22 protein-coding genes, 1 tRNA gene and 1 pseudogene are annotated in these 25,590 nt (G+C 66.1%); 18 read left to right on the plus strand and 6 right to left on the minus strand.

The features are described 5' to 3' along the window. Nucleotides 1-3: 3 nt before the first annotated feature. Nucleotides 4-702 (minus strand): response regulator, encoded by a 699-nt coding sequence (locus HAV22_RS20105; protein ID WP_166861541.1) that lies wholly within the window; start codon nt 700-702, stop codon nt 4-6. A 175-nt stretch (nt 703-877) separates the two neighbouring features. Here HAV22_RS20105 and HAV22_RS20110 point away from each other — a divergent pair, with 175 nt between their 5' ends. The 9 genes from HAV22_RS20110 (at nt 878) to HAV22_RS20150 (ending at nt 11,881) form a co-directional block, all read left to right on the plus strand. Next, nucleotides 878-1,933 (plus strand): porin, encoded by a 1,056-nt coding sequence (locus tag HAV22_RS20110; protein ID WP_166861542.1) that lies wholly within the window; start codon nt 878-880, stop codon nt 1,931-1,933. A 23-nt stretch (nt 1,934-1,956) separates the two neighbouring features. Continuing rightward, nucleotides 1,957-2,916, plus strand: coding sequence for a Bug family tripartite tricarboxylate transporter substrate binding protein (locus tag HAV22_RS20115; protein WP_166861596.1), 960 nt, complete (start codon nt 1,957-1,959; stop codon nt 2,914-2,916). A 46-nt stretch (nt 2,917-2,962) separates the two neighbouring features. After that, the gene (locus HAV22_RS20120; RefSeq protein WP_166861543.1) at nt 2,963-4,060 is read left to right on the plus strand and encodes an ABC transporter substrate-binding protein; all 1,098 of its coding nucleotides are present in this window, start codon (nt 2,963-2,965) and stop codon (nt 4,058-4,060) included. 75 nt (nt 4,061-4,135) lie between these two features. After that, nucleotides 4,136-5,935 carry an ABC transporter permease gene (locus tag HAV22_RS20125; RefSeq protein ID WP_166861597.1) on the plus strand — a complete coding sequence of 600 codons (1,800 nt, stop codon included), beginning with the start codon at nt 4,136-4,138 and terminating at the stop codon, nt 5,933-5,935. Nucleotides 5,936-5,953: 18 nt separating this feature from the next. After that, nucleotides 5,954-7,027 (plus strand): ABC transporter ATP-binding protein, encoded by a 1,074-nt coding sequence (locus HAV22_RS20130; RefSeq protein WP_166861544.1) that lies wholly within the window; start codon nt 5,954-5,956, stop codon nt 7,025-7,027. Further along, nucleotides 7,024-8,058 (plus strand): AbrB family transcriptional regulator, encoded by a 1,035-nt coding sequence (locus HAV22_RS20135; protein ID WP_229421327.1) that lies wholly within the window; start codon nt 7,024-7,026, stop codon nt 8,056-8,058. Before HAV22_RS20130 ends, HAV22_RS20135 begins: the two co-directional genes overlap by 4 nt. Nucleotides 8,059-8,227: 169 nt before the next feature. Further along, a complete protein-coding gene (locus HAV22_RS20140) occupies nt 8,228-10,123 on the plus strand; it encodes an MFS transporter (RefSeq protein ID WP_166861546.1) in 1,896 nt (631 codons plus the stop codon). A gap of 67 nt (nt 10,124-10,190) precedes the next feature. Continuing rightward, nucleotides 10,191-10,267: transfer RNA gene (locus HAV22_RS20145), tRNA-Pro, on the plus strand. Nucleotides 10,268-10,576: 309 nt separating this feature from the next. Then, nucleotides 10,577-11,881, plus strand: a complete 1,305-nt coding sequence (locus HAV22_RS20150) for a GGDEF domain-containing protein (protein WP_166861547.1) — start codon at nt 10,577-10,579, stop codon at nt 11,879-11,881. Between the two features lie 10 nt (nt 11,882-11,891). On the opposite strand, the gene HAV22_RS20155 is transcribed toward HAV22_RS20150, so the two are convergent. Beyond that, nucleotides 11,892-12,365, minus strand: coding sequence for a lipocalin-like domain-containing protein (locus tag HAV22_RS20155; protein ID WP_166861548.1), 474 nt, complete (start codon nt 12,363-12,365; stop codon nt 11,892-11,894). A 119-nt stretch (nt 12,366-12,484) separates the two neighbouring features. Between HAV22_RS20155 and HAV22_RS20160 the strand changes: the two genes are divergently transcribed. The 5 genes and pseudogenes from HAV22_RS20160 (at nt 12,485) to HAV22_RS20175 (ending at nt 19,622) form a co-directional block, all read left to right on the plus strand. Beyond that, nucleotides 12,485-13,336 (plus strand): LysR family transcriptional regulator, encoded by an 852-nt coding sequence (locus HAV22_RS20160; RefSeq protein ID WP_229421328.1) that lies wholly within the window; start codon nt 12,485-12,487, stop codon nt 13,334-13,336. Nucleotides 13,337-13,725: 389 nt separating this feature from the next. Next, on the plus strand, nt 13,726-14,514 hold the full coding sequence (locus HAV22_RS20165; protein ID WP_166861550.1) for a class I SAM-dependent methyltransferase: 789 nt from the start codon (nt 13,726-13,728) through the stop codon (nt 14,512-14,514). Between the two features lie 39 nt (nt 14,515-14,553). Next, nucleotides 14,554-14,727, plus strand: a pseudogene (locus tag HAV22_RS30880) (IS5/IS1182 family transposase); the annotation flags it as partial. A gap of 310 nt (nt 14,728-15,037) precedes the next feature. Next, entirely contained in the window at nt 15,038-17,785 is a 2,748-nt protein-coding gene (gene ppc / locus HAV22_RS20170; RefSeq protein WP_166861551.1) for a phosphoenolpyruvate carboxylase, read from the plus strand. Nucleotides 17,786-17,972: 187 nt separating this feature from the next. After that, on the plus strand, nt 17,973-19,622 hold the full coding sequence (locus tag HAV22_RS20175; RefSeq protein WP_166861552.1) for a methyl-accepting chemotaxis protein: 1,650 nt from the start codon (nt 17,973-17,975) through the stop codon (nt 19,620-19,622). 18 nt (nt 19,623-19,640) lie between these two features. On the opposite strand, the gene HAV22_RS20180 is transcribed toward HAV22_RS20175, so the two are convergent. Both HAV22_RS20180 and HAV22_RS20185 read right to left on the minus strand, forming a co-directional pair. Next, nucleotides 19,641-19,931 (minus strand): hypothetical protein, encoded by a 291-nt coding sequence (locus tag HAV22_RS20180; protein ID WP_166861553.1) that lies wholly within the window; start codon nt 19,929-19,931, stop codon nt 19,641-19,643. Then, the gene (locus tag HAV22_RS20185) at nt 19,928-20,638 is read right to left on the minus strand and encodes a S24 family peptidase (protein WP_166861554.1); all 711 of its coding nucleotides are present in this window, start codon (nt 20,636-20,638) and stop codon (nt 19,928-19,930) included. Before HAV22_RS20185 ends, HAV22_RS20180 begins: the two co-directional genes overlap by 4 nt. A gap of 130 nt (nt 20,639-20,768) precedes the next feature. Between HAV22_RS20185 and HAV22_RS20190 the strand changes: the two genes are divergently transcribed. Next, complete coding sequence (locus HAV22_RS20190) at nt 20,769-20,981, plus strand: holin (RefSeq protein WP_229421329.1); 213 nt, start codon at nt 20,769-20,771, stop codon at nt 20,979-20,981. Between the two features lie 59 nt (nt 20,982-21,040). Here HAV22_RS20190 and HAV22_RS20195 read toward each other — a convergent pair whose 3' ends face one another. Both HAV22_RS20195 and HAV22_RS20200 read right to left on the minus strand, forming a co-directional pair. Beyond that, on the minus strand, nt 21,041-22,204 hold the full coding sequence (locus HAV22_RS20195) for a glycosyltransferase family 9 protein (protein WP_166861555.1): 1,164 nt from the start codon (nt 22,202-22,204) through the stop codon (nt 21,041-21,043). A 151-nt stretch (nt 22,205-22,355) separates the two neighbouring features. Then, on the minus strand, nt 22,356-23,315 hold the full coding sequence (locus HAV22_RS20200; RefSeq protein WP_166861556.1) for a hypothetical protein: 960 nt from the start codon (nt 23,313-23,315) through the stop codon (nt 22,356-22,358). 303 nt (nt 23,316-23,618) lie between these two features. Between HAV22_RS20200 and HAV22_RS20205 the strand changes: the two genes are divergently transcribed. From HAV22_RS20205 to HAV22_RS20215, 3 genes are all read left to right on the plus strand, one after another. Beyond that, entirely contained in the window at nt 23,619-23,858 is a 240-nt protein-coding gene (locus HAV22_RS20205; RefSeq protein WP_166861557.1) for a KGG domain-containing protein, read from the plus strand. A gap of 155 nt (nt 23,859-24,013) precedes the next feature. Further along, a complete protein-coding gene (locus tag HAV22_RS20210; protein ID WP_371869691.1) occupies nt 24,014-24,415 on the plus strand; it encodes a hypothetical protein in 402 nt (133 codons plus the stop codon). Between the two features lie 47 nt (nt 24,416-24,462). Next, on the plus strand, nt 24,463-25,587 hold the full coding sequence (locus HAV22_RS20215; RefSeq protein WP_166861558.1) for a M14 family metallopeptidase: 1,125 nt from the start codon (nt 24,463-24,465) through the stop codon (nt 25,585-25,587). Nucleotides 25,588-25,590: the final 3 nt, after the last annotated feature.

Below are 25,590 nucleotides of genomic sequence, written 5' to 3' on the forward strand. Positions count from 1 at the left end.
GATTCAAGACCCGGCGGGCGGGCGCTCCTGCAGCAGGTAGCCGATGCCGCGCAGGGTGGCAATGGCGGCGCCGCCGTCCGGGCGCTTGTCCAGCTTCTTGCGCACGCGGTGGATGTACAGTTCGATGGCGTCGAGGTTGGCGTCGTCGTCCAGTGCGAACACTTCGTCGAACAGCTTTTCCTTCGACACGGCGCGGCCGGGACGCGAGATCAGCGCTTCCAGCACGGCGTGCTCGCGCGGCGTCAGCGCCAGCGGCTCGCCGCAGTAGGTGAACATGCGGGCGACCGTGTCGAAGCTGAGCTGCCCGCAGCTGTGCACGGGCGCCTCGTTGCCGACGCTACGGCGCAACAGTGCCTTTACGCGCGCCTCCAGTTCGGCGAGTTCGAACGGCTTCGCGAGGTAGTCGTCGGCGCCCAGGTTCAGGCCCTGCACCCGTTCTTCCAGGCCGCCGCGCGCCGTCAGGATCATCACGGGCGTGCGGCCGCGCGTGCCGCCGCGCGCGCGCAGGCGGCGCAGCACTTCCAGGCCATCCATGCGCGGCAGGGTGAGGTCCAGGATGACGAGGGCGTAGTCCTGGGTGTGCAGCAGCGCGTCGGCGTCGGCGCCGGTGGCCGCGCATTCGACGGTGAGATTGGCGTCGCGCAGGGCTTTCGATACCCAGTGGGACAGCTCGACGTGGTCTTCGACTAACAGGATTCGCATCGTGCCAGTGTAAGCGACGGCGTGCCCCCGTGTCTCCACTGCGCTGGTACTGTTACGTGATTTCCACAATGTTGCGATTGAAAGCTTTAATGAAAGCTGAATGAAAGCTAAGTCCACCTATGCTTGGCTTCACGAGGCGGCTCACGACCGCATTGATTACAACAACGGAGACATCATGAAGAAATCGGCCCTCGCGCTTGCCATCCTGGCAGCGCTTTCCCTGAACGCATCCGCACAGACCAACGTCCAGATCTACGGCATCATGGACGCTGGCGTCGAATACGTGAACCACGCCGCCGCCAACGACGGCAGCCAGGTGCGCGTCATCTCGGGGGGCAAGAACACGTCGCGCTGGGGCTTCCGCGGCAGCGAAGATCTCGGGGGCGGCCTGAAAGCCATCTTCAACCTGGAAGGCGGCATCCTGATGGATACGGGCGCCCAGGACGGCAACCTGTTCAAGCGCCAGGCCAACGTCGGCCTCGAAGGCGACTTCGGACAAGTCGTGATCGGCCGCTCGTTCACGACGACCTACGACCTGGTCATCAAGTTCGACCCGATGGGCTTCGCGCCGAACTACTCGTGGGCGACGTCGGGCAGCGCCACCGGGCCGTCGAAATACGGCATGACGACCGCGTTCGACAACCTGATCAAGTACACGGGCCACACGGGCGGCTTCACCTACGGCGCCACCATCGGCATGGGTGAGCAGGCCGGCAACAACGCGGACAGCCGCAAGTACGCCGTCGGCGGTTCGTGGTTCGGCGGCGGCTTCGGCGCGATGGCCGCGTACGAGCAGGTCAACGGCAACACGGTCCCCGCCACCGGCAACCGCGACAAGACGACGGCATTCCACCTGGGCGGCGAATACAAGGCCGGCCCGATGACCTACCAGGTCGGCATGCGCGGCTACAAGCTGCAAGCGGGCAAGGCGGCCACGCCTGACCTGCGCGGCGACACCTACTGGGCCGGCGCGACCTACCTGGTCTACCCATGGACCCTGACGGGCGCCGTCTACCACGTCAACACGAAGAACCTGCCGACCGCGAAGGACGCCGACCCGACCATGTACGTGGCGCGCGCCATGTACTCGCTGTCCAAGCGCGTCTGGCTGTACGCCGCCGTGGCGCACGCGAGCGCCGACCACGGCCAGCTCGTGGGCCTGTCGCGCGACGACCCGGGCTTCGGGACGACGCAGACGGGCGTCACCACCGGCATCCAGTACCGGTTCTGACCCCACGCCGAGGCCGCGACATGATGATCCGCGCGCTTCACATCCTGTTCGCGGCACTCGCCGTGGCTTCCCTGCCGGTGTCGGCGGCATCCGCCGGCGCCGAATGCGTGGTGCCGTCCAAGCCGGGCGGTGCCATGGACCTGACCTGCAAGCTGGCCCAGAAGGCCTTGCCGAACGCGAAGCTGAAACTGGCTTACCTGCCAGGCGGGATTGGCGCCGTCGCGTGGCACACGCTCGTGTCGCAGCGGCGTGCCGAATCCGACACCCTCGTCGCGTTCTCGGGCGGCTCGCTGCTCAACCTCGCGGAGGGCAAGTTCGGCAAGGCGACCGCGGGTGACGTGCGCTGGGTGGCGGCGCTCGGCGTCGACTACGGAATGATCGCGGTGCGTGCGGATTCGCCCTGGCACAGCCTCGGCGAATTGATGAACGCGATCAAGCGCAATCCGGAGCAGGTGCTGATCGGCGTGTCCGGCACCATCGGCAGCCAGGACTGGATGAAGGTGGCGCTGCTGGCGCGCCGTGCCGGTGTGGAGCCGCGCCGCCTGCGCTTCGTGGCGCTGGAAGGCGGCGGCGAGACGTTCACGGCGATGAGCGCCAACTACGTGCAGGTGATCTCGGGCGACGCGTCGGAAGCGGTGCTGTACGCCGGCCCCGGCAACGTGCGCGTGCTGGCCGTGCTGGCCGACCGCCGCCTGCCCGGCGTGCTGGCCGCCGTTCCCACCGCGCGCGAGCAGGGCTACGACATCGTGTGGCCCGTGATCCGCGGCGTGTGGATGGGACCCGGCGTGCCGGATGCCGACTACCGCCGCTGGGTCGACGCGTTCGCCCGTGCGCAGGCGACGCCCGAATTCACGCAACTGCGCACGGCCACCGGCCTGTATCCGTTCTCGCTGACGGGCGATGCCCTGACGCGCTGGGTCAAGCAGGCCGTCCTCGATTACAACCGACAAGCCAGGGAATTCAACCTGGTTCGCGAGCACTGAGGCCGGCACCACCGGCCGACAACAATACCTACCCTAGGAGACAACCATGAACTTCAAGAAGACCCTGATCGCAGCAGCTGTCCTGGCATCGGCCGCATCGTGCGCATCCGCACTGGCCGAGGTGCCGGCCGGCTATCCGGCCGGCTACCAGCAACTGGTCGACGGCGCGAAGAAGGAAGGCAAGCTCGTGATCTACGGCGCCACCGACAGCAAGGCCGCCCAGCCGCTGATCAAGGATTTCAATGCCCTGTACCCGAACATCACGGTCGAGTACAACGACATGAACTCGACCGAGGTGTACAACCGCTTCTTCTCCGAGAACGCGGCCGGCGGCGACACGGCCGACGTGCTGTGGTCGTCGGCAATGGACCTGCAGATGAAGCTGGCCGCGGGCGGCTACGCGATGCAATATAAATCGGTCGAAGCGTCCAAGCTGCCGGCATGGGCCGCGTGGAAGGACACGGCGTACGGCACCACGTTCGAGCCGGCCGCCTTCGTGTACAACAAGCGCCTGCTGAAGGCGGAGGAAGTGCCGCAGACGCACGCCGACTTCGTGCGCATCATCCAGCAGCCGAAGTTCCAGGACAAGGTCACCACGTACGACATCGAGAAATCGGGCGTCGGCTTCATGTTCATGACGCAGGACGCGCACGACTTCGCCCAATACAAGCAGCTGGAGCAGGCGTTCGGCGCCGCGAAGGTGCGCGTGCAGTCGTCGACGGGCACCATGCTCGAGCGCATTTCGTCGGGCGAGAACCTGATCGGCTATAACGTGCTCGGTTCCTACGCCCTGGTGCGCGCCAAGACCGACCCGTCGCTGGGCGTCGTGCTGCCGAAGGACTACACCCTGGTCATCTCGCGCGTCACGTTCATCAACAAGGTGGCGAAGCACCCGAACGCCGCCAAGCTGTGGACGGACTACATCCTGTCGCACCGCGGCCAGACCGTCATCGCCAACGCCTCCAAGCTGTTCGCGATCCGCGCCGACGTCACGGGCGAGACGACGTCGAGCGAGTTGATCAAGGAAATCGGCGAGAAGAACCTGAAGCCGCTGCCCGTCAGCCCGGCCGTCGCCGAATACCTGGAGCCGGCGCTCCGCCTCGCGTTCCTGAAGGAATGGAAGGCCACCGCCGGCAAGAAGTAAGCAGTCTAAGGACGTACACGGCGGGCTCGCGCCCGCCGGCTTCATTCGATCGGATATCCCATGCCTACTTCAACCATGCCACTCGACACCAAGGACGCCGACGGCGCCGGCAACCTGCCGGCCGTGCGCGCGCCACGCTTCAACTGGACGCGCGGCGTCGTCGTGCTGCTCACCTGCGTGGCCATCTTCCTGCCGCTGTTCCTCGTTTTCTACCAGAGCTTCCTGACGGCGCCGTTCTTCATGCCCGACAAGATGCTGGGCCTGGACGCGTTCCGCTTCATCTTCGACGACCCGGACTTCTGGCTCGCCTTCAAGAACGGCATGCTGCTGGCCACCGGCCTCGCCGTCATCGCCGTGCCGCTGGGCGGCATGCTCGCCTTCCTGATGGTGCGCACCGACCTGCCGGGCCGCGGCTGGATCGCGCCGCTGCTGCTCGTGCCGATCTTCGTGTCGCCGATGGTGATGGGCTTCGGCTACGTCGTCTCCATGGGCCCCGTCGGCTTCTACACGACGTGGATGCACGAGCTGCTGGGCTTCGTGCCGTGGAACGTGTATTCGTTCACGAGCATCGTCGTCATCGCCGGCCTCACGCACGTGCCGCACGTGTACCTGTACGCCTCGTCCGCGCTGAAGAGCCTCGGCTCCGACGTGGAGGAAGCGGCGCGCGTGTCCGGCGCCTCGCCGTGGCAGGTGATGTTCAACGTGTCGCTGCCGATGATCATGCCGGCCCTCGCGTATGCGGGCGTGCTCGTGTTCTTCCTCGGCTTCGAGGTGTTCGGCCTCGTGCTCGTGCTGGGCGACCCGGAAGGCCACCTCGTGCTCGCGACGTACCTGTACAAGCTGACCAATAAACTGGGCACGCCGTCGTACCACCTGATGGCCGCCGTCGCCGTGTGCCTCGTCGCCGTCACCCTGCCGCTCGTGATGCTGCAGCGCTGGCTGCTGAAGTCGGCCAACAAATACGTGTCGATCAAGGGCAAGGGCGCGCGCCAGAAACCCCTGTCGCTGGGCAAGTGGAAGTGGGCGGCGCTCGCCGTGCTGGGCGCATGGATCCTCGTGACCATCGTGCTGCCGCTGTCCGGCATCGTGCTGCGCTCGTTCGTCCAGTACTGGGGCGAGGGCGTCAAGCTGGCCGACGTGCTCACGTTGCAGCACTTCCGCGACATCTTCCAGGAGCCGTCGCTCGTGCGCGGCATCGTCAACACGATCCTCATCGGCGTGATCGGCGGCGCACTGGCCGTGGCCTGCTACACGGCGATCGCACTCGCCATGCACCGCAAGAACGACGGCATCACGCGCCTGCTGGACTACAGCGTCCTGGTGCCGCGCGCCGTGCCGGGCCTCCTGGCCGGCCTGTCGTTCCTGTGGGTGTTCCTGTTCGTGCCCAGCTGGCTCGATGGCCTGCTGCGCGGCATGGACAACGGCGTGGCGGCCTGGCTGTCGGAGCACTTGATTCCGCAGCTGCGCCAGATCCGCTCGACGATCTTCGCGCTGTGGCTCGCGTACTCCGTCGTGTGGCTCGCGTACGGCATGCGCCTCGTCTCGACGTCGCTGCTGCAGGTGGGCCCGGAACTGGAAGAGGCGGCACGTGCCGTGGGCGCGAGCCGCGGCCGCGTCACGCGCGACGTGACGCTCCCCCTGATCAAGTTCGGCATGCTGGGCGCCTGGCTGATGGTCTTCCTGATCTTCGAACGCGAGTACTCGACGGGCGTCTACCTGCTGTCGCCCGGCACCGAGGTGATCGGCGCGATGCTCGTGTCGCTGTGGGCCGGCGGCTCGACGGATCTCGTGGCCGCGCTCTCGTTCATCAACATCACGCTGGTGGCCATCGGCCTCGGTATTGCGCTGCGCTTCGGCGTCAAGTTACACAATTAAAAAAGCGAGACAAACATCATGAACGTTTTGACCGTCAACGACCTGCACCTCGACTACGGCCACGGCGCCACCGCCAACCCGATCCTGAAGGGCGTGTCGATGCACCTGCAGCGCGGCGAAGTCGTGGCGCTGCTGGGCCCTTCGGGCAGCGGCAAGACCACGCTGCTGCGCGCCGTCGCCGGCCTGGAAAGCCCGAAGTCGGGCACCATCGACATCGGCGAGCGCCCCGTGTTCGACGGCAGCAAGAAGCTGGAACTGCCCGCCGAGGCGCGCAACCTGGGCCTCGTGTTCCAGTCGTACGCGCTGTGGCCGCACAAGACCGTGTTCGACAACGTCGCGTATGGCCTCAAGCTGCGCAAGATGACCGCGCGCGACATCGAGCCGAAAGTGCGCGAAGTGCTCGCGCAGCTGGGCCTGGGCCACCTGGGCGAGCGGTTTCCGCACCAGCTCTCCGGCGGCCAGCAGCAGCGCGTGGCGATCGCCCGCGCGCTCGTCTACAACCCGCCCGTGATCCTGCTCGACGAACCGCTGTCGAACCTCGACGCCAAGCTGCGCGAGGAAGCGCGCGCGTTCCTGCGCGAGCTGATCGTGCGCCTGGGGCTGTCGGCACTGATGGTCACGCACGACCAGGCCGAGGCGATGGCGATTTCGGACCGCATCCTGCTGCTCAACAACGGCAAGATCGAGCAGCAGGGCACGCCGCAATCGATGTACGAATCGCCGGACACCTTGTTCACGGCCGAGTTCATGGGCAGTAACAACCGCCTGCCGGCGAAAGTGGTCGCCCGCAACGGCGGCGCCGCGCGCCTGCAGGTGGAGGGCATGGCGCTGAACGCGACGGCGCGCGGCAACGGCGCGTCCGCCGCCGACGCCGATGCGTCCGCGCTGATCCGCGTGGAAGAAGTGCGCATCGGCCGCAACCCGGTCGACAACGGCATCCAGCTGCCGCTGTCCACGTGCATGTACCTGGGCGACCGCTGGGAATGCCTGTTCAAGCACGGCAGCTCGAGCGTGCGCGCCTATTCCAAGCACCGCATCGATCCGGGCAATTACTGGCTCGAGATGCCCGCCGAGAAGCTCTGGGTGTTTTGATTCGCGCGTTCTTGCCCGCGCTGGCGCTGGCCTTCGTGGCCGCGCAGGCCTGCATCGCCCTCGACACGCCGCTGCCATGGATGATCGGGCCGCTGTTCTCCACCGCCATCGCGTGCATGCTGGGCGCACGCCTCTCCGCGCCCGTGCAGGCGCGCGAGGCGGGGCAGTGGGCGATCGGCACGGCGCTGGGCCTGTACTTCAGCGCACCCGTGCTGGCGGCGCTGGCGCGCAACGTGGGCTGGATCGCGCTGGCCGTCAGCTTCGCCGTCTGCCTCGGCATGGCGGGCGGCGCGCTGCTGCGCCGGCTGTCGGGCAGCGACGACGCGACGGCGTTCTTCGCGATGGCCGTCGGCGGTGCGTCCGAGATGGCCGTGCAGGCCGAGCGCCATGGCGCCGTCGTCGAACGCGTGGCCGCGGCGCACAGCCTGCGCATCATGATGGTCGTCGGGACGATACCGTTCGTCGTGCGCTGGCTGGCGTCGCATGGCTGGGGCGCGGGGCTCGATGCGTTCGCGCCGCTCGCGGGCCGCGTCGACGTGGCTGGCCTGTGTATCCTGATCGCCTTGACGAGCGCCGCCGCCCTCGCGCTGAAACGCCTGCGCCTGCCGAACGCGTGGGTGATCGGCCCGCTGCTCGTCGCGATGATGCTGACGGCGGCCGGCGTGCAGCTTTCACGTTTGCCGGAATGGATGATCCGCACGGGCCAGCTGTTCATCGGCGTCTCGCTGGGCACGCGCTTCACGCCCGCGTTCGTGCACACGGCGCCGCGCTACCTGGCCAGCGTGGCGGCGTGCACGGTCGTCACCTTGCTCCTGGCCGGCGCGTTCGCGTTCTGCGTGGCTGCGATCACGGGCATGCATCCGGGGACGATGGTGCTCGCGACGTCGCCCGGCGGCATCGCCGAGATGGCGCTGACGGCGCGCGTGCTGCACCTCGGCGTGCCCGTCGTGACGGCGTTCCACGTCGCGCGCATGGTCGTCGTCGTGCTGGGCATCGGGCCGCTGTACCGGGCGTGGACGCGGGTGGCCTGACCCGCGCCGGGTGATGCGAATCGCGACGGATGCCGTCGCGGGCGCGTTTCAGGCCCTTGCAGGTAGCGGAAACCACGACTCTTGATTCACGCCCAACAACATCCTGTGTTCAAGGTGCCGGTTGTGTTGTAGATTGTCGCATCCCTGACATTGCTACCTCCCGCCGAGCATGAGCCACCCCACCCACCGCAGCCAGTTTGCCCTGCTGACCGAGCGCCGCTTCGGACCATTCTTCTGGACCCAGTTCCTGGGCGCCTTCAACGACAACCTGTTCAAGACGGCGCTGCTCGTCGTGCTCACGTACGACGCGCTGTCCTGGACAACGGTGCCTGCGTACTTGCTGAACCAGCTGATCCCGGGCCTGTTCATCCTGCCGTACGTCGTGTTCTCGGCCACGGCGGGCCAGATCGCGGACAAGGTCGAGAAGGGCCGGCTGGCACGCTTCGTCAAGCTGCTCGAGATCGGCATCATGGCCATCGCCGCTGCGGGCTGGCTCACGCACACGCTGTGGCTGCTCGTCGCGGCAGTCGTCGGCATGGGCGTGCACTCGACCTTGTTCGGCCCCGTGAAATACGCGTACCTGCCGCAGCACCTGAAGGCCGAGGAACTCGTGGGCGGCAACGGCGTCATCGAGATGGGCACGTTCGTCGGCATCCTGCTGGGCGAGGTGATGGGTGCGGTACTGGCCGGCCACGGTGCCGTCGGCGTGCACCTGGTCGCATTCGGAACGCTCGCGGTGGCGGTGCTGGGCCTCGTCACGAGCTGGCGTATCCCTGTCTCGCCGGCCCCTGCACCGAACCTGAAGATCAGCGCCAACTTCGTCGCGGAATCGGTCCGCAATCTGGCGTTCTCGCGCAAGAACCGCACCGTGTTCCTCTCGATGCTGGGCAATTCGTGGTTCTGGTTCTACGGTGCCCTCGTGCTGGCACAATTCCCGCTGTATGCGAAGGACTACCTGCACGGCGATCACAGCGTGTTCGTGCTGCTGCTGACCGTGTTCTCATTGGGCATCGGCACCGGATCGCTGCTGTGCGAAAAGCTCTCGGGCCGCAAGGTGGAGATCGGCCTCGTGCCGTTCGGCGCCATCGGCCTGTCGCTGTTCGGCATCGACCTGTACTTCGCGAGCCTGGGCTACACGAACACGGCGCCGGTCGATGTCGCGGGCGTGCTGGCGCAAGCGGGCATCGTGCGCATCCTGGCCGACATCGTGCTGCTGGGCGTGTTCGGCGGCTTCTTCATCGTGCCGCTGTTCGCGCTGATCCAGACGCGTTGCGATCCGGCCCACGTGTCGCGCACCATCGCCGGCATGAACATCCTGAATGCGTTGTTCATGGTGGCGTCGGCCGGCGTGGGCGCCGTGCTGCTCGGCCATGGTTTCACGATTCCGCAGGTGTTCCTGACGACCGCGCTGCTGAACGCCGTCGTCGCCGTCTACATCTTCTCGCTCGTGCCGGAATTCCTGATGCGCTTCCTGGCCTGGCTGCTGATCCACACGATCCACCGCGTGTCGACGGTGGACGTCGACCGCATCCCGGAAGAGGGCGCCGCCGTCCTCGTGTGCAACCACGTGAGCTACGTCGACGCCATCGTCATCCTGGCCGCGAGCCCGCGCCCGATCCGCTTCGTGATGGACCACCGCATTTTCAAGACGCCGCTTCTGGGCTTCATGTTCCGCACCGGGAAGGCGATCCCGATCGCGCCCGCGCACGAGAACCCGTGGCTGATGGAAAAGGCGTTCGTGGACATCGCACAGGCGCTGCACGAGGGCGAGCTCGTGTGCATCTTCCCGGAAGGTAAGCTGACGCGCACGGGCGAGCTTAACGAATTCCGCGGCGGCATCGCCAAGATCGTCGCCCGCAGCAAGGTGCCCGTGATCCCGATGGCGCTGCGCGGCCTGTGGGGCAGCGTGTTCTCGCGCGATCCGTCCAACGTGTTCGAGCGCTCGTTCGCGCGCGGCCTGCGGTCGCGCCTGGCGCTCGCGGTGGGCCGGCCGGTGGCGCCGCAGGAGGTCACGCCGGAAGGGCTGTATGAAGAGGTGCTGGCGCTGCGGGGAGAGTGGAAATGATGGCAAGATGCTTCGTGACAAAAGGGCTAGTCATCCCGCGTGCCTCTGTTATAATTGTCGCCCAAGTCGGGGCGTAGCGCAGCCTGGTAGCGTACGTGCATGGGGTGCACGTGGTCGGAGGTTCGAATCCTCTCGCCCCGACCAATGAATTCAAGCGAGTTAGGCCAGCTTCCGAGCTGGCCTTTTTCGTTTGCAGCTGTTCTTTTCGATCTGATGCAGGCGAGTGCATCTGAGAATCGGAAAAGCGCTCTGGCGCCGTTCGCGTTGGGGCTACTTCTCAGCGCGGCGCAGGACTTGGCGTGAACAAGTTGTTCCGTCCTAGTCATCAATGTCCTTGGGTAACGGTTTCCAACGCGAACTGGCTTTTTTGCATGTTTTCCGCACGGAAAACTATCGCAACGGCATGACGTTTTCAGTATATTGATCGCCAGTCAATACATGAGCGATCTCCCCATGCTTCGTCGATCCGCGCGCGCCGTCACGATCGTCCAGTCCGTGGTCGGATTATTGTTGATCCTGACCCCCACGCTACTGGTCTGGCAGCACCTCGGCATGACCCGGGTCTTCGAGATATCGCCCCGGCACCCCTACGGCGTCACCGTCACCGACGACCGTCACGAAGACGGCAATTCCGTCGCGACGCTCGTGCGGTCCGACGATGCCTTCGTCATGCGCTGCGACCTCGGGGCGGCGTACGCCTGGCCGTTCTGCAAGCTGCAATTCCACCTGGGCGAGGCGGGGAAGGGCATGGACTTCAGCCAGTTCGACTCCATTACGTTCAACATGCGGTATGCGGGACCGTTCGGAAGAAAAATCAGGCTGCACCTGACGAATTTCGAGCCGGAATTCTCCAGGATCGGCGACTGGAACTCGCAGCGGTACGACTCGGTCGAATTCGACGTGCCCGCACAGTCCACGTTCACGATTCCCGTCAACGTCCTGCGCACCGCGGACTGGTGGATCGCGTCGAACCACGTCCCGCTGGAAAAAACCTACAGCCGGTTCGATAACATCACGGCCGTGGAGATATCGACGGGATCGGTGCCGTCGGGCCAGTCGGTCTCGATCGAGGTGCGCTCCATCGAGTTCCGCGGGAAGTGGATATCGAACACCAAGCTGCTGACCTATCTGGTGGCGGCATGGATCGCGTGCGGCGTGTTCGGGCTGTCGCTGAGCCTCGTGCACGTGCGTTCCAATCTATCTGCCAGCAATGCGCGCGTCGAACTGCTGGCCACCATCAACAAGGCGCTGGAACTGGAAGCGCGCGACCTTGCCAACCAGGCCTACACCGATCCGCTGACCGGCGCGTTGAATCGCCAGGGGCTCAGGGAAGTGTTGATGAAACGCTTGCACGTCGCCGGCCGCGTCGACGAAGAGATGGCGGTCGTTTTCATGGACCTCGACCATTTCAAGCGGATCAACGACGAATACGGCCACGATGCCGGCGACGAGGTGTTGAAGGGCTTCGCCGGCGTGATCCACGGCGAAGTCCGCTCGAGCGACAAGCTGGTGCGCTGGGGCGGCGAGGAATTCCTCCTCCTGTGTCCCGAGACCGACGTCGCCCACGCGGTGGCGATGATCGAAAAGCTGCGCACCGCGCTCTCGGCGCAGGCGTGGCCGCACGGCTTGCGGGTCACGTCGTCGTTCGGCGTGACGTCGCTGAAGCCGGACGAGGACTTCGGCGCCGCGATCAAGCGGGCGGACGGCGCGTTGTACCGCGCGAAAGCGAACGGCCGCGACCGGGTGGAGATCGCCTGACGGCCTCCCGTCACGGCATCCGGCGCCAGACCGAAATCGGAATCCCGCCATCCGGGCGCGCCGGCACGCGGTAGCGCAGCTCGTCGCCATGCAGTTCGAAAGTGCGGCGCTGCACCGTGCCTTCCCAGTTGGGGAATGACGCGGCCTCGATACGGAAGACCAGCTGGCCGTCTTCCAGCGCGATGGTGCCGTAGTGCGTGCTGGACCCCAGCACGGCGGCGCGCAATTCGTCGACCGTGCCCGCGGCCTTGTCCGCGGTCGCGAAGCGCGGGCGTTCCGCCTTGAAGATCTGCAGCGCGTAGCGGCCCTGCGCGTCGATGAACAGGCGCCCCTTCGGTGCGGCGCCGTAGTCGCGTTCGATGCTGCCGTCCGGACGCTGCACGTCGGCCGCGACGAGGGTCCAGGTGCCCGCGAGCTCGGGCACTGCGGCGTGCGCGGCCGGGACGGCGCTGGCCAGCACCATGCCGGCGATCTGCTTGTGCATGTCGTTCTCCTGTCGATGAAAACGTCAGCGTAGCCGCGCCGCCACCTGAACGAAATTCCCGAAATGCGCACGTGTTCGGTGCATAAATGCACAATGCACGTTCCGTGCATAATGGCGCAATGCAGACCCCTGACTGGGACGACCTCCGCTTCTTCCTCGCGCTGTGCGACGCGGGCACGCTGTCGGGCGCGGCGCGCGCGACGGGCGTGGAGCACACGACGGTGGCACGCCGCATCGACGCGCTCGAAACGGCGCTGGGCGCCCACCTGTTCGATCGCTTCCCGAAGGGCTGGTCGCTGACGGCCGCCGGTACGGCCCTCGTGCCTTACGCGCGCACGCTGGAGGACGGCATGCATGCACTGCTCAACGCGGCGCGCGGCGCGAGCGAGGTCGCGGGTGTCGTCCACGTGTCCGCACCGCCGGCGCTGGCGGCGTGCCTGCTGGCCCCCCGGCTGCGCGGGCCGCTGGCGCGCCTGCCCGGCGTGGAAATCGATGTGCGCGCCGAAGCGCGCACGGCCGACCTGATGCGGCGCCAGGCCGACATCGCGCTGCGGTTCGCGCGCCCGACGTCGCCTGGGCTCGTCGCGAAACTGCTGACGCACGTCGATTACGCGCTGTATGCGCATGCAGACTACGTGGCGAGCCGCGCGTCCGCGCATTGGGAATTCCTCGGCTACGACGAAATGCAGCCGGACGCGCCGCAGCAGGAATGGCTGGACAAGCTGCGCGGCACCCGCCGCCATGCCTTGCGGTCGAACGATCTGCTGACGTTGCTGCAGGCGGCCGTCGCCGGTTGCGGCGTGGGCGTGTTTCCGCGTTATGCGGTAGCCGGCGCGCCGGGGCTCGTCGTGCTTGCGCCGCCGTGCCCCGTGCGGCGCAAGCTGTGGCTCGTCATGCACGGCGACGTGCGCCGCTCGCCGCACGTGCGCGCGGTGGCGGACGAGATCATTGCCATGTTCGAACAGGAATAGGGACGCGCCGGCACACGTCATTCGGGCGAGCGGCGCACAAGTGCGGACGCGTACGGCGTCGGTGGCTCGTTGCCGTGCGCGTTGATGTCCATTGACTCGCAGCGCATCGGAAATCGATCGAAATCCGATCCACACGAGCCGGTATCGGTGCGCCAGATCGAGCGCAAGGCAAGGAAGCGGTCGCGTTCTTGACTCGCGTGGGCTGCGCTCCGCTCGTGACGATTGGGGTAGGCTAGCCGTTGCTCCTCATCGAGGGAGAGCAACGGGCGTTTCGATGTGTTCGCCTGGCGACTGAAACTCGACAGCTATCGTCGAGTGTCATCATAGAAATCAGACACCGTCAGTGGTTCCGGAACGATTGTCATAAAGAGAAAACTATGAGTCATGTGATGAAAAAACATACTGGTTTTTACGATGAAGACTTTTACAAGGGGCAGATGGATGGCTCCTATCGTAGCGGAAGAAGATACGCCTCGGAATTGCTGTCAATTTACCAGCCCGACAGCGTCATCGACATTGGATGTGGCAGGGGAACCTGGCTCAAGGCATTTGGTGAGCTTGGCTCAACTTTACTCGTTGGCATCGACGGGGAATGGAATAGTCAAGCAAATATGGCTGACCAGTCCATTCGCTTCTTTGCGAAAGATCTAAATCTACCAATCGAGATGGCTGAGTTCGATCGATTTGACCTGGCAATGTCGTTAGAGGTTGCGGAACATTTGGCGCCAGAATCAGCAGATCAATTCGTGGAATCTCTTACGAATCTTTCCGATGCTATCCTGTTCGGGGCTGCTTACACTAAGCAAGGCGGCACGAATCATATCAACGAGCAGCCGCATAGTTATTGGGCGGAAAAGTTCTGTCGGAAAGGTTATTTTCCCTTTGATTTATTCAGGGAAAGGTTTTGGGGAGACAGTGAAATTCCTTACTGGTATCAACAGAATACTTTTCTCTATGCAAAAGAAAATTCTGCGCTTTACAGGAGCCTTGCCAGCAAGGGAAGGGAGCCGTTAAAAAATCTTAATTTTCTAAATTGTGTTCATCCGAACCTCTACCTAGTGCATGTCAATAAAAAGCAAGACCCCGTCTTACTCAGAACCATCCGAAAACTGACTCCCGAGCCGCTTCGCCCCCTCGCCAAAGCCATTAATAAACGAATCTTCAAGATTGGTATATGACAATCCAGATATTTGTTTAGCGGGAAATAGAACCGGCGCAGCCAATCGATTCGGGGACGTGTCGGTATCGATCTGACGCACGAATCGGCGCCGGATGCGGTGACGCTGCCGAAGTTCCGCCGACTGCTGGAAAAGCACAACCTGACGCGCCGGATCTTCGATGAAATCAACGTGCACTTGGCCAGCAACGGCTTGGTCACGCGCGAGGGGACCCGACAGGCCGCCCGCGAACGTGACTTGTTCAGCGCTTCCGCAGGTCTCGACGGGTGGCGTGCGCATCACGTGATCGCCACACCGGCGCCGCGCCCTCGTCTTCAATCTGTAGCATTTTTTCAACCTCGCCCCCGAACTCGACAATGTTTGTAGTAAAATTTCATAACATTGCATTCTCCGTTATGCCACGCCACGTTATGTGGGCTGGTATATACAAGGAGTTGTCCGCCAACGCTGATCGGCTGGTGCGTGTTCTGTAAATTATTTACATTTTTGCGTCGCCCCGCGACGACTGATCTGGAGAGCTTGAATGAGCGTTGAAGAGGCACGGAACTTCAAGGAAGAGTTGCTGGGACGGGATATCCGCCAGCTGGGCCGCATGCTGGGCGAAACCATCCGGGCCCAGGAGGGCGACGGCGTGTTCGAGCGCATCGAGTCGATCCGTAAAAGCAGCATCGGTTTCCGCCGCGACGAGGACGGCAGCGCGCACGAGGAACTGGCGGCGATCCTGGCCGGCATCTCGTCCGACGAGCGCACCCAGCTGATCCGCGCCTTCACGTATTTCTCGCTGCTGGCCAACATCGCGGAAGACCAGCACCACATCCGCCGCAGCCGCGCACACCTGTCCGCGGGCTCGGCGCCGAAGAAGGGCAGCATCGCGCATGCCGTCGACGGCGTGTTCCACGCCGGCCGAATGAGCGATCTGCCCGCGTTCTTCGAGAACGCGCACGTCAGCCCCGTGTTCACGGCGCACCCGACGGAAGTCCAGCGCAAGAGCGTCCTGAATTGCCAGATGGCGATCGCGCGCCTGATCGGCGAGCGTGACCGCACCCAGCTGACGCCGGACGAAGAGCAGGACAACGACGAAGCCCTCGCACGCGCGATCCTCACGTTGTGGCAGACGCGCCTGCTGCGTCCCGCCAAGCTGTCGGTGCTGGACGAAGTCGAGAACGGCCTGTCCTTCTTCGACTACACGATGTTCAGGAGCCTGCCGCGCCTGTACTGCGCCCTCGAGGACACGCTGGCGCAGAAGGATGCCGCGTGGGACGGCACCGAGCTGCCGTCGTTCATGAAGGTGGGCAGCTGGATCGGCGGCGACCGCGACGGCAATCCGTTCGTCACGGCCGACATCCTGCGCGCCACGCTGCGCGCGCAAGCCACGCGCGCACTGGACTTCTACCTGCCCGAGGTGCACACGCTGGCGTCGCAGCTGTCGCAGGCGCAGTCGCTGTGCGGCAGCACCGAGGCGCTGCACCGCATCGCCGGGCGCGCGCCGGACAACTCGCCGCACCACCAGGACGAGCCGTACCGCCAGGCGCTGCACGGCATGCATGCGCGCCTCGTGGCGACGCGCGAGTGGCTCGTGTCGGGCGCGCTCGAACCGGCCGCGACGGCCTACGCCGGCGCGGCCGACCTGCTGGCCGACCTGGACGTCATCCACGAATCGCTCGTCGCCAACGGCGCGCGCCAGCTCGCGCGCGGGCGCCTGCGCCTGCTGCGCCGCGCCGTGAAGGTGTTCGGCTTCCACCTGGCGCCCGTCGACCTGCGCCAGAACTCCGACGTGCACGAGCGCGTGATCGCGGAACTCATGGCGCAGGCGCGCCCCGGCGTCGACTACCTGGCGCTGGCCGAAGCCGAGCGCTGCACGGTGCTGCTGGAAGAATTGCAGTCGCCGCGCCTGCTCGTGTCGCCGTTCGAAACCTATTCCGACGAAACCGCGTCCGAACTCGCGATCCTGCGCGAGACGAAGCACGCGCACGTGAAGTACGGCCGCGACGCCGTCACGAACTACATCATCTCGAAGGCGGCGTCCGTCTCCGACCTGCTGGAAGTGGCCGTGCTGCTGAAGGAAGCGGGCCTGCTGCATCCGACGCTCGGCACGCTCGACGTCAACATCATCCCGCTGTTCGAGACGATCGACGACTTGCGCGCCGGCCCTGCCATCATGGCCGCGGCGTTCGGGCTGCCGTTCTACATGCGGCTGCTGCAATCGCGCGACCGCCTGCAGGAAGTCATGCTCGGGTACTCGGACAGCAACAAGGACGGCGGCTACGTCACGTCGGGCTGGGAGCTGCACAAGGCGGAGCTGGAACTGATCGCGGTGTTCCGCGAGCACGGCGTCAAGCTGCAGCTGTTCCATGGCCGCGGCGGTTCCGTCGGACGCGGCGGCGGGCCGAGCTACGAGGCGATCCTCGCGCAGCCGCCGGGCGCCGTGCAGGGCCGCATCCGCCTGACGGAGCAGGGCGAAGTGATCACGGCGAAATACGCGAACGCCGACGTCGGCCGGCGCAACCTGGAGGTGCTCGTCGCAGCGACGATGGAAGCGACCTTGCTGTCGCACGCCCAGCCGCAGCCGGACGCCGCGCAGGTCGCCGCCATGGACCGCCTGTCCACGGAAGCGCTCGCCGCGTACCGCTCGCTCGTGTACGAGACGGACGGCTTCGAGACCTATTTCTGGGAGTCGACCGTCATCTCGGAAATCGCGGGCCTGAACATCGGCAGCCGTCCGGCGTCACGCAAGAAGTCGCGCTCGATCGAAGACCTGCGCGCGATTCCCTGGGTGTTCAGCTGGGCGCAGTGCCGCCTGATGCTGCCGGGCTGGTACGGCTTCGGCACGGCGGTCGAACGCTTCATCGCGGACGCGCCCGCGGAGCGCCTCGCGCTGCTGCGCACGATGGCCAAGGAATGGCCGTTCTTCACCACGCTGCTGTCGAACATGGACATGGTGCTCGCGAAGAGCGACATCGCGATCGCCGGCCGCTATGCGGCGCTGGTGGCGGACGCTTCGCTGCGCGAGCGCATCTTCGGGCGCATCAGCGCCGAGCACGCGCGCACGGTGGCCATCCTCAAGCTGATCATGGAGCAGGACGAGCTGCTGGACGGGAACCCGCAGATGCAGCGCTCGCTGCGCAACCGCCTGCCGTACATCGACCCGCTGAACCACCTGCAGGTGGAGCTGCTGCGCCGCTACCGCGCCGGCGTGGACGACGACGCGACCCGCAACGGGTTGCACATGTCGATCAACGGCATCTCGGCAGGCCTGCGCAACAGCGGCTGATCGACGCGCACGTGGGCGACACGGCCGGCCTTCGCGCCGGCCGTTTTTTCGTCCCGTTGACGCCCCACAAGCCATCGATGTCCTATCCAATAAATGATGTCGGTTGGTGCGCGGCGCGCGTCCCCTGCCGGACAGATCGGTGGTAATGCGCTCCGCGCTGCGTCGTTCGATCGAGTCCGGAGACCCAATGAAATTCACCCATCTGCGCATCGCCGCCCGCCTTCACCTGGCCTTCGGGCTGATCATCGCCGTGATGGTCGTCCTGTCCGCGGTCGGCATAACCCGGTTGAAGAGCCTCGACCGCATCACAGGCCATATCGCGGACGTCGAGTGGGCGAAGGTCGAGGCGGCGCTCACGGTGAGCGCGCTGACGCGCGCCAATGCGCAGCGCGCCAACGAACTGTTCCTCGCCGCCGATGCGGGCCATGTCGAGCGCATCCTCGCGCAAATGGCCGCGAACCGCGCGAAGGTGGCGGACTACCTGCGCACGCTCGACAGGCTCGTCGCATCGAAGGCCGGCAAGGACCTGCTGGCGCACATCAAGGACGAGCGCGAAGCGTACGTGACGTCGCTGGACAAGGTGATCCAGGCGATCACGGCCGGCCGCCGCGACGACGCCACGCGCACGATGCTGGGCGAGACGTTGCCCAGGCAGGACCGTCTGCTGGAACGCTACCAGGCCCTCGTCGACCTGCAGCGCGACATTGCCCGCACGCAGCTCGAGCTGGGACGCGAGGCCGTCGCGTCCGGCACGACGGCGCTCGTGGGGTTGACCGCGGTGGCCCTGCTGGCCGCGGCCGTGCTCAGTTATTTCATCACGACGAGCATCACCGTCCCGCTGGGCAGGGCCGTCGCCGTGGCGCGCGACGTGGCCGCGGGCGACCTGACGGGCAGCGTGGAGGCAGGCGGGCGCGACGAGACGGGTCAGTTGCTGACCGCGCTGAACGACATGAATGGCAGCCTGCTGCGCATCATCCACAAGACCCGGCGAGGCGTCGATGCGATCGCGACGGCATCCAGCCAGATCGCCGCGGGCAACCTCGACCTGTCCGCGCGCACGGAGCAGCAGGCGACGGCGCTGGAACAGACGGCGTCCTCGATGGAAGAACTGATGGCGACCGTCAAGCGCAATGCCGACAGCGCGCTCGAGGCGAGCCGCATGGCGTCGCAGGCGTCGGTCATCGCGACGCAAGGCCACGATGCCGTGTCCGGCGTCGTGGCGACCATGGGCGACATCCGCACGGTGGCCGTGCAGATCGCCGACATCATCGCGATCATGGACGGCATCGCCTTCCAGACCAATATCCTCGCGCTGAACGCGGCCGTCGAGGCGGCCCGCGCCGGCGAGCAGGGCAGGGGCTTCGCCGTCGTGGCCGGGGAAGTGCGGGGCCTGGCGCAGCGCTCGGCCAGCGCGGCCAAGGACGTCAAGAGCCTCATCGAGTCGTCGCTGGCGCGCGTGGAGGCGGGCACGGTGCAGGTGACGGGGGCGGGCAGGACGATGGCGGAGATCGTCACCAGCGTCCGGCACGTCATGACCATCGTCAACGACATCGCCGAGGCATCGCGCGAACAGGCCGCCGGCATCGACCAGATGCATCGCGCCGTGGCCGACATCGACCAGGTGACCCAGCAGAACGCGGCCCTCGTCGAAGAAGCCGCCGCGGCCGCGGGCGCGCTGGACGAACAGGCGGCGGCCCTTGCGGATACGGTCGGCCATTTCCGCCTGAAAGACGAGCAGGGCGCGCGGACCGCCGTCGCCACGCGTCCCGCGCTGCCCGCGCAAGGCCGGCGCGCCGCGGTCGCGGCGGGAGATGCGCAGGCGTGGCAGGCGCTCTGAGCCGGGATGCGCTGCCTGCTAGAACGGCGGCGGTGCGTCCGGCGGCGCGGGCGGCACGTCGAGGTCGATGACCGTGCGCGGCAGGTGCGCCAGGTCGGCGCCGTCGACGAGCGCCTGCGCCTGGAATACCGCGTGTGCGCGCACGTCATGCCGGTGCACGGCGACGAGCATCACGGGCAAGGTGGGAAAATACGGGCGCAGCCGGTCGAGCAGCACGTCGCCGACGCCGGGCGCGACCCACGACGGCGGCGGAAACGCGAGCGAGACGCGCACGCCCTTCAGCTCGGCGACGGCGACCTCGACCTTCATATGCGATCGCTTTCCTTGCGCACGACCTTGCCGATGACGAGGCACGCATTGGTCTGGCACAGCTTGCGATGGTATTTGCGCTGGTCCGGATTGTCCGACGTGAGCCACCACTTGCCGGCATCGCGCGTCAGCCGTTTGACGACGGCTTCTCCCTCGTAGTTGAACGCGTACACGGCACCGTCGACGAGTTTCGTGTCCAGCGTGTTGATGATGACGATGTCGCCCGCATACAGCGACGGCTCCATGCTCTCGCCCTTGACGAGGATGGCGATCAGGTGGTCGGGATGGTAGTTATGTCGCTCGATCCACGTGCGCCGCATGCCGAGTGTGCCGCCGTCGCGCCGCTCGGGCTCCGCCTGGAAACCCGTGATCCCGGCCGACAAGCGCAGCTTGACCATGCGGATCTGGACGAATTCGGCATCGTCGTTCTCCGCGGCGCGGACGGCCAGCCCATCCTTCATGTGGTGCAGGGGGGCCTGGCGCGGATCGCCGTCGCCCGTCATCAACCAGATGTGCGAAATGCCGAGCTCGCGCTCGAGGTTCAGTGCGTAGCGGATGTCCATCGACTTGATCTTCCCGGTCAGCCACTGGTTCACCACGCTTTTCGAAGCGCCGGACGCCTTCACGAGGCCGGTCTGGCCCCGTTCGCCTTCCAGCTGCGGCATGGTGCGGTGGACGTACTCGAGGCGGTCGGATAAGAGATTCATGTTTAGCGTCCTAAACTCGGTTGAAGTTTAGCGTTCTTGACGTTGATCAGTTTAGAGTTCTATACTTTACGCGACGAGGCGGCCCTTGTGAAGGGGAGACGGAAAAAATCGTGGACGGGGGAGAACATCTATGAGCAGACCAAACATTTTCGGCGTGGCGAGCTACGTCGCCGGCATGGCGTCGATCGGCGCGTCGCTGACCCTGGCGGACGTCGGCACGGCGGTCGGTATCGCGACGGCCGTGCTGACCTGCCTGACCAACACCTTGTACACGTACCGCCGCGACCGTCGCGAGCAGCGCGAATGCGAGGCGCGGCTTGCGCAGTTGGAGCGGCAGTCGTGAACGCGCGCGGTGGCGCGCGGCCGCGCAGGCGTGGCGCGACCGTGGCGTCGCAACGCCCGTCAAGTGACCATGGACTGCTCCGATGCGCCGGACGACGCGCACGCCGCAGCCGTCCCCGGCGATTGCCCCGTATCGAGCAGTTCGCGCACGGCGTCTGCGACGCGCCCCGGTGCGACGCCGTCGAGGCAGGCGTGGTGACCCTGGTGGCACGTGCCGCGGTAGCAGAAGCGGCAAGGCACGTTGTGGAATAGCACGCGGCTGCGCACGTGCCACGGCGTGTGTTGTGGATGCGTCAGCGCATACAGGTCGACGACGGGCGTGCCGACGGCGGCAGCGATGTGCGCCGGTCCGGCGTTGCTCGTCACGGCGACGGCCGCCAGTTCCAGCGCCGCGCCCAGTTCGCCCAGGGACAATCGCCCGGCGAGCGATACGGCAGGCACGGCGGCAGGTACTGCGGCGGGCACCGCGGCCTTATGAATGATCTCGTCGACGAGCTCCACGTCCGCCGCACCGCCCGTGAGGACGAGCGGCAGGTGCGGATCGTCCGCGAGCATGCGCAGCGCCTGCGCCCAATGCCCGGCCGGGTAGCGGCGCGACGCGGCGCCGGCGCCCGGATGCAGCAGGATCCACGGTTGCGCGGGGTCGATGCCGGCCGCGCGCAGGCGTTCCGCCACCGTGGCCGTGTCGCTTGCTCGGGGCACGAACGACAGTCCAGCGGCGCCGCCGCGGCACCCGATCCGCTGCACGAGGGCGAGCTGCCTCTGGACTTCGTGGCGCACGAGCGTCGCCGGTTCGGGATCGGGAATCCAGTCGGTCAGCAGGTCGTGCGGATTGTCGCGGCAATGCGCGAGGCGCAGCGGGATGCCGGCCAGGTGGCACAGCAGCGCGGCGGGCAGCGCGCTCTGCGTGTACGACGTGAAGATGACGGCGGCGTCGAAGCCGCCCTCGGCCAGCGTGCGCAGCGGTGCCTGGGCGGCCGCGTATGGCTGTCCGTCGGCGGGGCGGGCGGACGGCGTCCAGGGTGCCGTCCACGGGATGGCAGCGTCCAGTTCCGGGATGAACGGTTGCGCGGCCGCGCCGGATGGGGCGGCCAGCAGCGTGAGCGTGCGGCCCGGCGCCGCTTCGCGCAGCGCGCGCATGGCCGGCGTGCTCATCAGTACACCGCCGAGCGAGTCGAGACGCACGCACAGCATGCGTCGCGCTTGTTGCCAAGGCGCGGTCATGGTGGCCCTCCGTGGTTGCCTGTGCATTGCAGCGGTGGCAATGTGACGGTTCGACCGCGCGTGGAATGGCCGGGTTCCGGAACCCGGCCAGTGCTTCAATCTGGATCAAGAAGGGAGGAAGCGCCGGCCGCGCGCGGGCCGGCGCGGGGACTCAGGGCTTGCGTTTGAAACCCGTGTCGTCGTCCATGTTGTCGTCGCCGTGCAGCTTGTTGGCGAAGCCGGGGCTGCGCGGGTAGCCACCGGCGGCGTCGTTCGACGTGTGCACGGCCGGGCCGCCCGCCGAGGCCGTGGAACCCGTCTGCGAGCCCTGGCGGTCGGTGCTGTCCGCGCCCGTGTTGCCCGGCGAGCGGGGCAGGCCGCCTGCCACGTCGTTCGACTGGTGCACGCCGCCCACGTCCGAATTCTGGTTGGACATCGAGCGCGAGCCCGTCACTTCCAGCTGCGTGTTGCCGCGCTGGGCTTCGCGGCCGCCGGCAGCGCCCGGTCCCGGCATGCCACCGCCCTGCGTCGACGACGTGCCGGACTGGCGGTTGCCCATCGAGCCGCCCGGCGGCTGGGACGGCAGTTCACTGCGCGGGCCGTGCATGCCGCCGCCGTGCGTCTGCGTGGTCCCTTGCAGGTTGCCGCGTGAATCCGGGAGCGAGCCCCCTTGAAAGTCGGGAGGCGCCGCGTTTTGCGACGCCATGTTGCCGCGCGCGACGTCGCGGTGCATGTCCCGTTCACGGGCCAGGTCCACGCCCGAGTCCTTCGGTCGGTGGCCTACGGCTTGTTCCAGCAAGCCGTAGGCGCCGGATTTCTGCTCCATCTGGCGCTGGTGGCTGTCCGTGATGCCTTGGACGGCGCCGGAACCGCCGTTGATCTGCGTGTCCATCGAGCCGCCCGGGATGCCGGCATCGTCGCCCGCGCGGGCGCCCGGCCCGGCACCGCTCTGCTGGGTGCCCATGATGTCGCGCTGCTGGTTGCCCTGCTGCTGCGCGCCCAGGCCGCGCGGATAGGTGTGGTCGAGCGGCTGGCCGTGGTCGGCGCTGGCGCCCTCGGACCCCGGCGTCCATTTTTCGTTGGCCCCGTTATTCGTCTGGTTATTCGCTTCGCTGCGTTGATTCGCGTCCATGGTCGTCTCCTTTCGATCTGGAACAACATTGGCATGATGCGCGTCCGATGCAGACTTCAGTATAGGAAGACGCACCGGGTATATGTAGGACGAATACCGAAGAGTTATTTACTACCGGAAGTAAAATTTCAATATTGCATTTTCTGTCTCACTTTGTCCTACAAAGTCATCTGAAATGGTCCTATAGTCTCATCTAATCCTGGTGCCTAACATGTCTTCCCACCGAGCGCTCATCGGTGCATCGATGGCATCGGCCAGCCTGCCGCAGGACGCGGCGGTTTCAACTGTAACGAGGAGAGAACCATGGCATCCAGCAATCAAGGCAACAAACAGAGCAGCGGCACGAAAAACCGCGGTTTCGCATCGATGGATCCGGAGCGCCAGCGCCAGATCGCCAGCGAGGGTGGGAAGGCTGCCCACCAGAAGGGCACCGCTCACGAGTTCACCTCGGAAGAGGCACGCCGCGCCGGCAGCATGAGCCACGGCAACCGCCAGTCGGCATCGGGTTCGTCGCGCAGCTCGTCCAAAGGCAACAAGCAGTAATGCCGTGCAGACGGGACGGTGGCGGCGCCGTCCCTCTGCCTTCGATTCCACACGGGGAGCGCAGACTCCCCGTTTTGCATTTCTTTAACACACCACGAAAATAGAATGCGATAGAATCCCCGGGCTTTCAATCACTCAGCCCATAGGAATTCGTCGTGAAATCAGCGGTCATCCGTCAAGTCAAGAGCATGTCCATGTCGTGCGACCGGGTCGGCAACCTCCTGCTGACCAAGTTCTCCGCTCACGGGGCAAGCGACGTTGCCGTCTTCGTGCCGGCGTCGGTCGTGTTCTGGCTCCTGAAACACCTGCCGGTCAACCAGGATCCCACCCTGCAGCCGCCGCCCCCGGGCCCGGAGATCACGCAGTGGGACTGGGACCATCCGAACATCCCGCGCGCCTTCACGGTGCAGTGCAAGGTCTTGCCCGGCAAGATCAGCATGACGTACAACCTCGACCGCAAACCCGACCTCACGGTCGTCCTCGACCGCGGCAACGTCGAGCTGATGCGCCAGATCATGCTGGCCTACAGCAAGGACCTGATCGACCTCGACGCGTAAGCGGCAGCGCTATCATTCCTTTTTCGAACGTTTTCCAGGGAACGCCCATGCCCATCAAGATCAGCCAGCTTTTCGATTCCGGTGCGATCGACGTCGTCCAGGCCACCGACCCGCGCCAGATCGATCTCCAGCTGCGCAAGGATTCGCACGCCGACATCCACCAGTGGTTCCACTTCCGCCTGCAGGGCGCGCGCGGCAAGGCGTGCACGATCCGGTTCCTGAACGCGGGCCAGGCGACGTACCCGAAGGGTTTCGAGGGCTACCAGGTGGCCGCCAGCTACGACACGGAGAACTGGTTCCGCGTGCCGACGTCGTTCGACGGCCAGGTCATGACCGTCAACCACACGCCCGAGCTCGACAGCATCTACTACGCCTATTTCGAGCCGTACACGTGGGAACGCCACCTGCGCCTGCTCGGCGAGGTGGCGGAGAACCCGGTGGCGCGTGTGCACGACATCGGCACGACCGTCGACGGGCGCGACATGAACCTCGTCGTGATCGGCAATCCGCAGGCCGAGAAAAAGATCTGGGTGATCGCGCGCCAGCATCCGGGCGAGACGATGGCCGAATGGTTCGTCGAGGGCATGATGGATGCGCTGCTCGACAATTCGAACCCCATTGCGAGGAAACTGCTGCAGCGCGCCGTGTTCTACATCGTGCCGAACATGAACCCGGACGGTTCCGTGCGCGGCAACCTGCGCACGAACGCGGCGGGCGCGAACCTGAACCGCGAATGGATGACGCCGTCGCTCGAACGCAGCCCGGAAGTGCTGTGCGTGAAGAACAAGATCCACGAGACAGGCGTCGACATGTTCTTCGACATCCACGGCGACGAGGCGCTGCCGTACAACTTCGTGGCGGGCAGCGAGATGCTGGCCGACTTCACGCCGGAGCGCCTGGCCGCCCAGAACGCGTTCATCGAGCGCTACATGGCGTCCAGCCCCGACTTCCAGAACGTGTACGGCTATGCCGCCAGCAAGTACAACGAGGAGCTGCTGACCCTCGCGTCGAAGTACGTCGGCCACACGTTCAAGTGCCTGTCGCTGACCCTGGAGATGCCGTTCAAGGACAACGCCAACCTGCCCGACCCGTACGTCGGCTGGAACGGCGCCCGCAGCAGCGCGCTCGGCGCCGCCATGCTGCAGCCGATCCTGCAATCGCTGGACGACTGACGG

The sequence above is a fragment of the Telluria antibiotica genome, from assembly GCF_011682055.1.
Lineage (GTDB): Bacteria > Pseudomonadota > Gammaproteobacteria > Burkholderiales > Burkholderiaceae_D > Telluria > Telluria antibiotica.

Coding starts and splice junctions, on each gene's coding strand:
- HAV22_RS20120 (WP_166861543.1), top strand. CDS start 2,963: ATGAACTTCAAGAAGACCCTGATCGCAGCAGCTGTCCTGGCATCGGCC.
- HAV22_RS20165 (WP_166861550.1), top strand. CDS start 13,726: ATGAAAAAACATACTGGTTTTTACGATGAAGACTTTTACAAGGGGCAG.
- HAV22_RS20160 (WP_229421328.1), top strand. CDS start 12,485: ATGCAGACCCCTGACTGGGACGACCTCCGCTTCTTCCTCGCGCTGTGC.
- HAV22_RS20125 (WP_166861597.1), top strand. CDS start 4,136: ATGCCACTCGACACCAAGGACGCCGACGGCGCCGGCAACCTGCCGGCC.
- ppc (WP_166861551.1), top strand. CDS start 15,038: ATGAGCGTTGAAGAGGCACGGAACTTCAAGGAAGAGTTGCTGGGACGG.
- HAV22_RS20110 (WP_166861542.1), top strand. CDS start 878: ATGAAGAAATCGGCCCTCGCGCTTGCCATCCTGGCAGCGCTTTCCCTG.
- HAV22_RS20185 (WP_166861554.1), bottom strand. CDS start 20,638: ATGAATCTCTTATCCGACCGCCTCGAGTACGTCCACCGCACCATGCCG.
- HAV22_RS20215 (WP_166861558.1), top strand. CDS start 24,463: ATGCCCATCAAGATCAGCCAGCTTTTCGATTCCGGTGCGATCGACGTC.
- HAV22_RS20180 (WP_166861553.1), bottom strand. CDS start 19,931: ATGAAGGTCGAGGTCGCCGTCGCCGAGCTGAAGGGCGTGCGCGTCTCG.
- HAV22_RS20195 (WP_166861555.1), bottom strand. CDS start 22,204: ATGACCGCGCCTTGGCAACAAGCGCGACGCATGCTGTGCGTGCGTCTC.
- HAV22_RS20115 (WP_166861596.1), top strand. CDS start 1,957: ATGATCCGCGCGCTTCACATCCTGTTCGCGGCACTCGCCGTGGCTTCC.
- HAV22_RS20175 (WP_166861552.1), top strand. CDS start 17,973: ATGAAATTCACCCATCTGCGCATCGCCGCCCGCCTTCACCTGGCCTTC.
- HAV22_RS20130 (WP_166861544.1), top strand. CDS start 5,954: ATGAACGTTTTGACCGTCAACGACCTGCACCTCGACTACGGCCACGGC.
- HAV22_RS20140 (WP_166861546.1), top strand. CDS start 8,228: ATGAGCCACCCCACCCACCGCAGCCAGTTTGCCCTGCTGACCGAGCGC.
- HAV22_RS20150 (WP_166861547.1), top strand. CDS start 10,577: ATGCTTCGTCGATCCGCGCGCGCCGTCACGATCGTCCAGTCCGTGGTC.
- HAV22_RS20200 (WP_166861556.1), bottom strand. CDS start 23,315: ATGGACGCGAATCAACGCAGCGAAGCGAATAACCAGACGAATAACGGG.
- HAV22_RS20190 (WP_229421329.1), top strand. CDS start 20,769: ATGAGCAGACCAAACATTTTCGGCGTGGCGAGCTACGTCGCCGGCATG.
- HAV22_RS20155 (WP_166861548.1), bottom strand. CDS start 12,365: ATGCACAAGCAGATCGCCGGCATGGTGCTGGCCAGCGCCGTCCCGGCC.
- HAV22_RS20205 (WP_166861557.1), top strand. CDS start 23,619: ATGGCATCCAGCAATCAAGGCAACAAACAGAGCAGCGGCACGAAAAAC.
- HAV22_RS20105 (WP_166861541.1), bottom strand. CDS start 702: ATGCGAATCCTGTTAGTCGAAGACCACGTCGAGCTGTCCCACTGGGTA.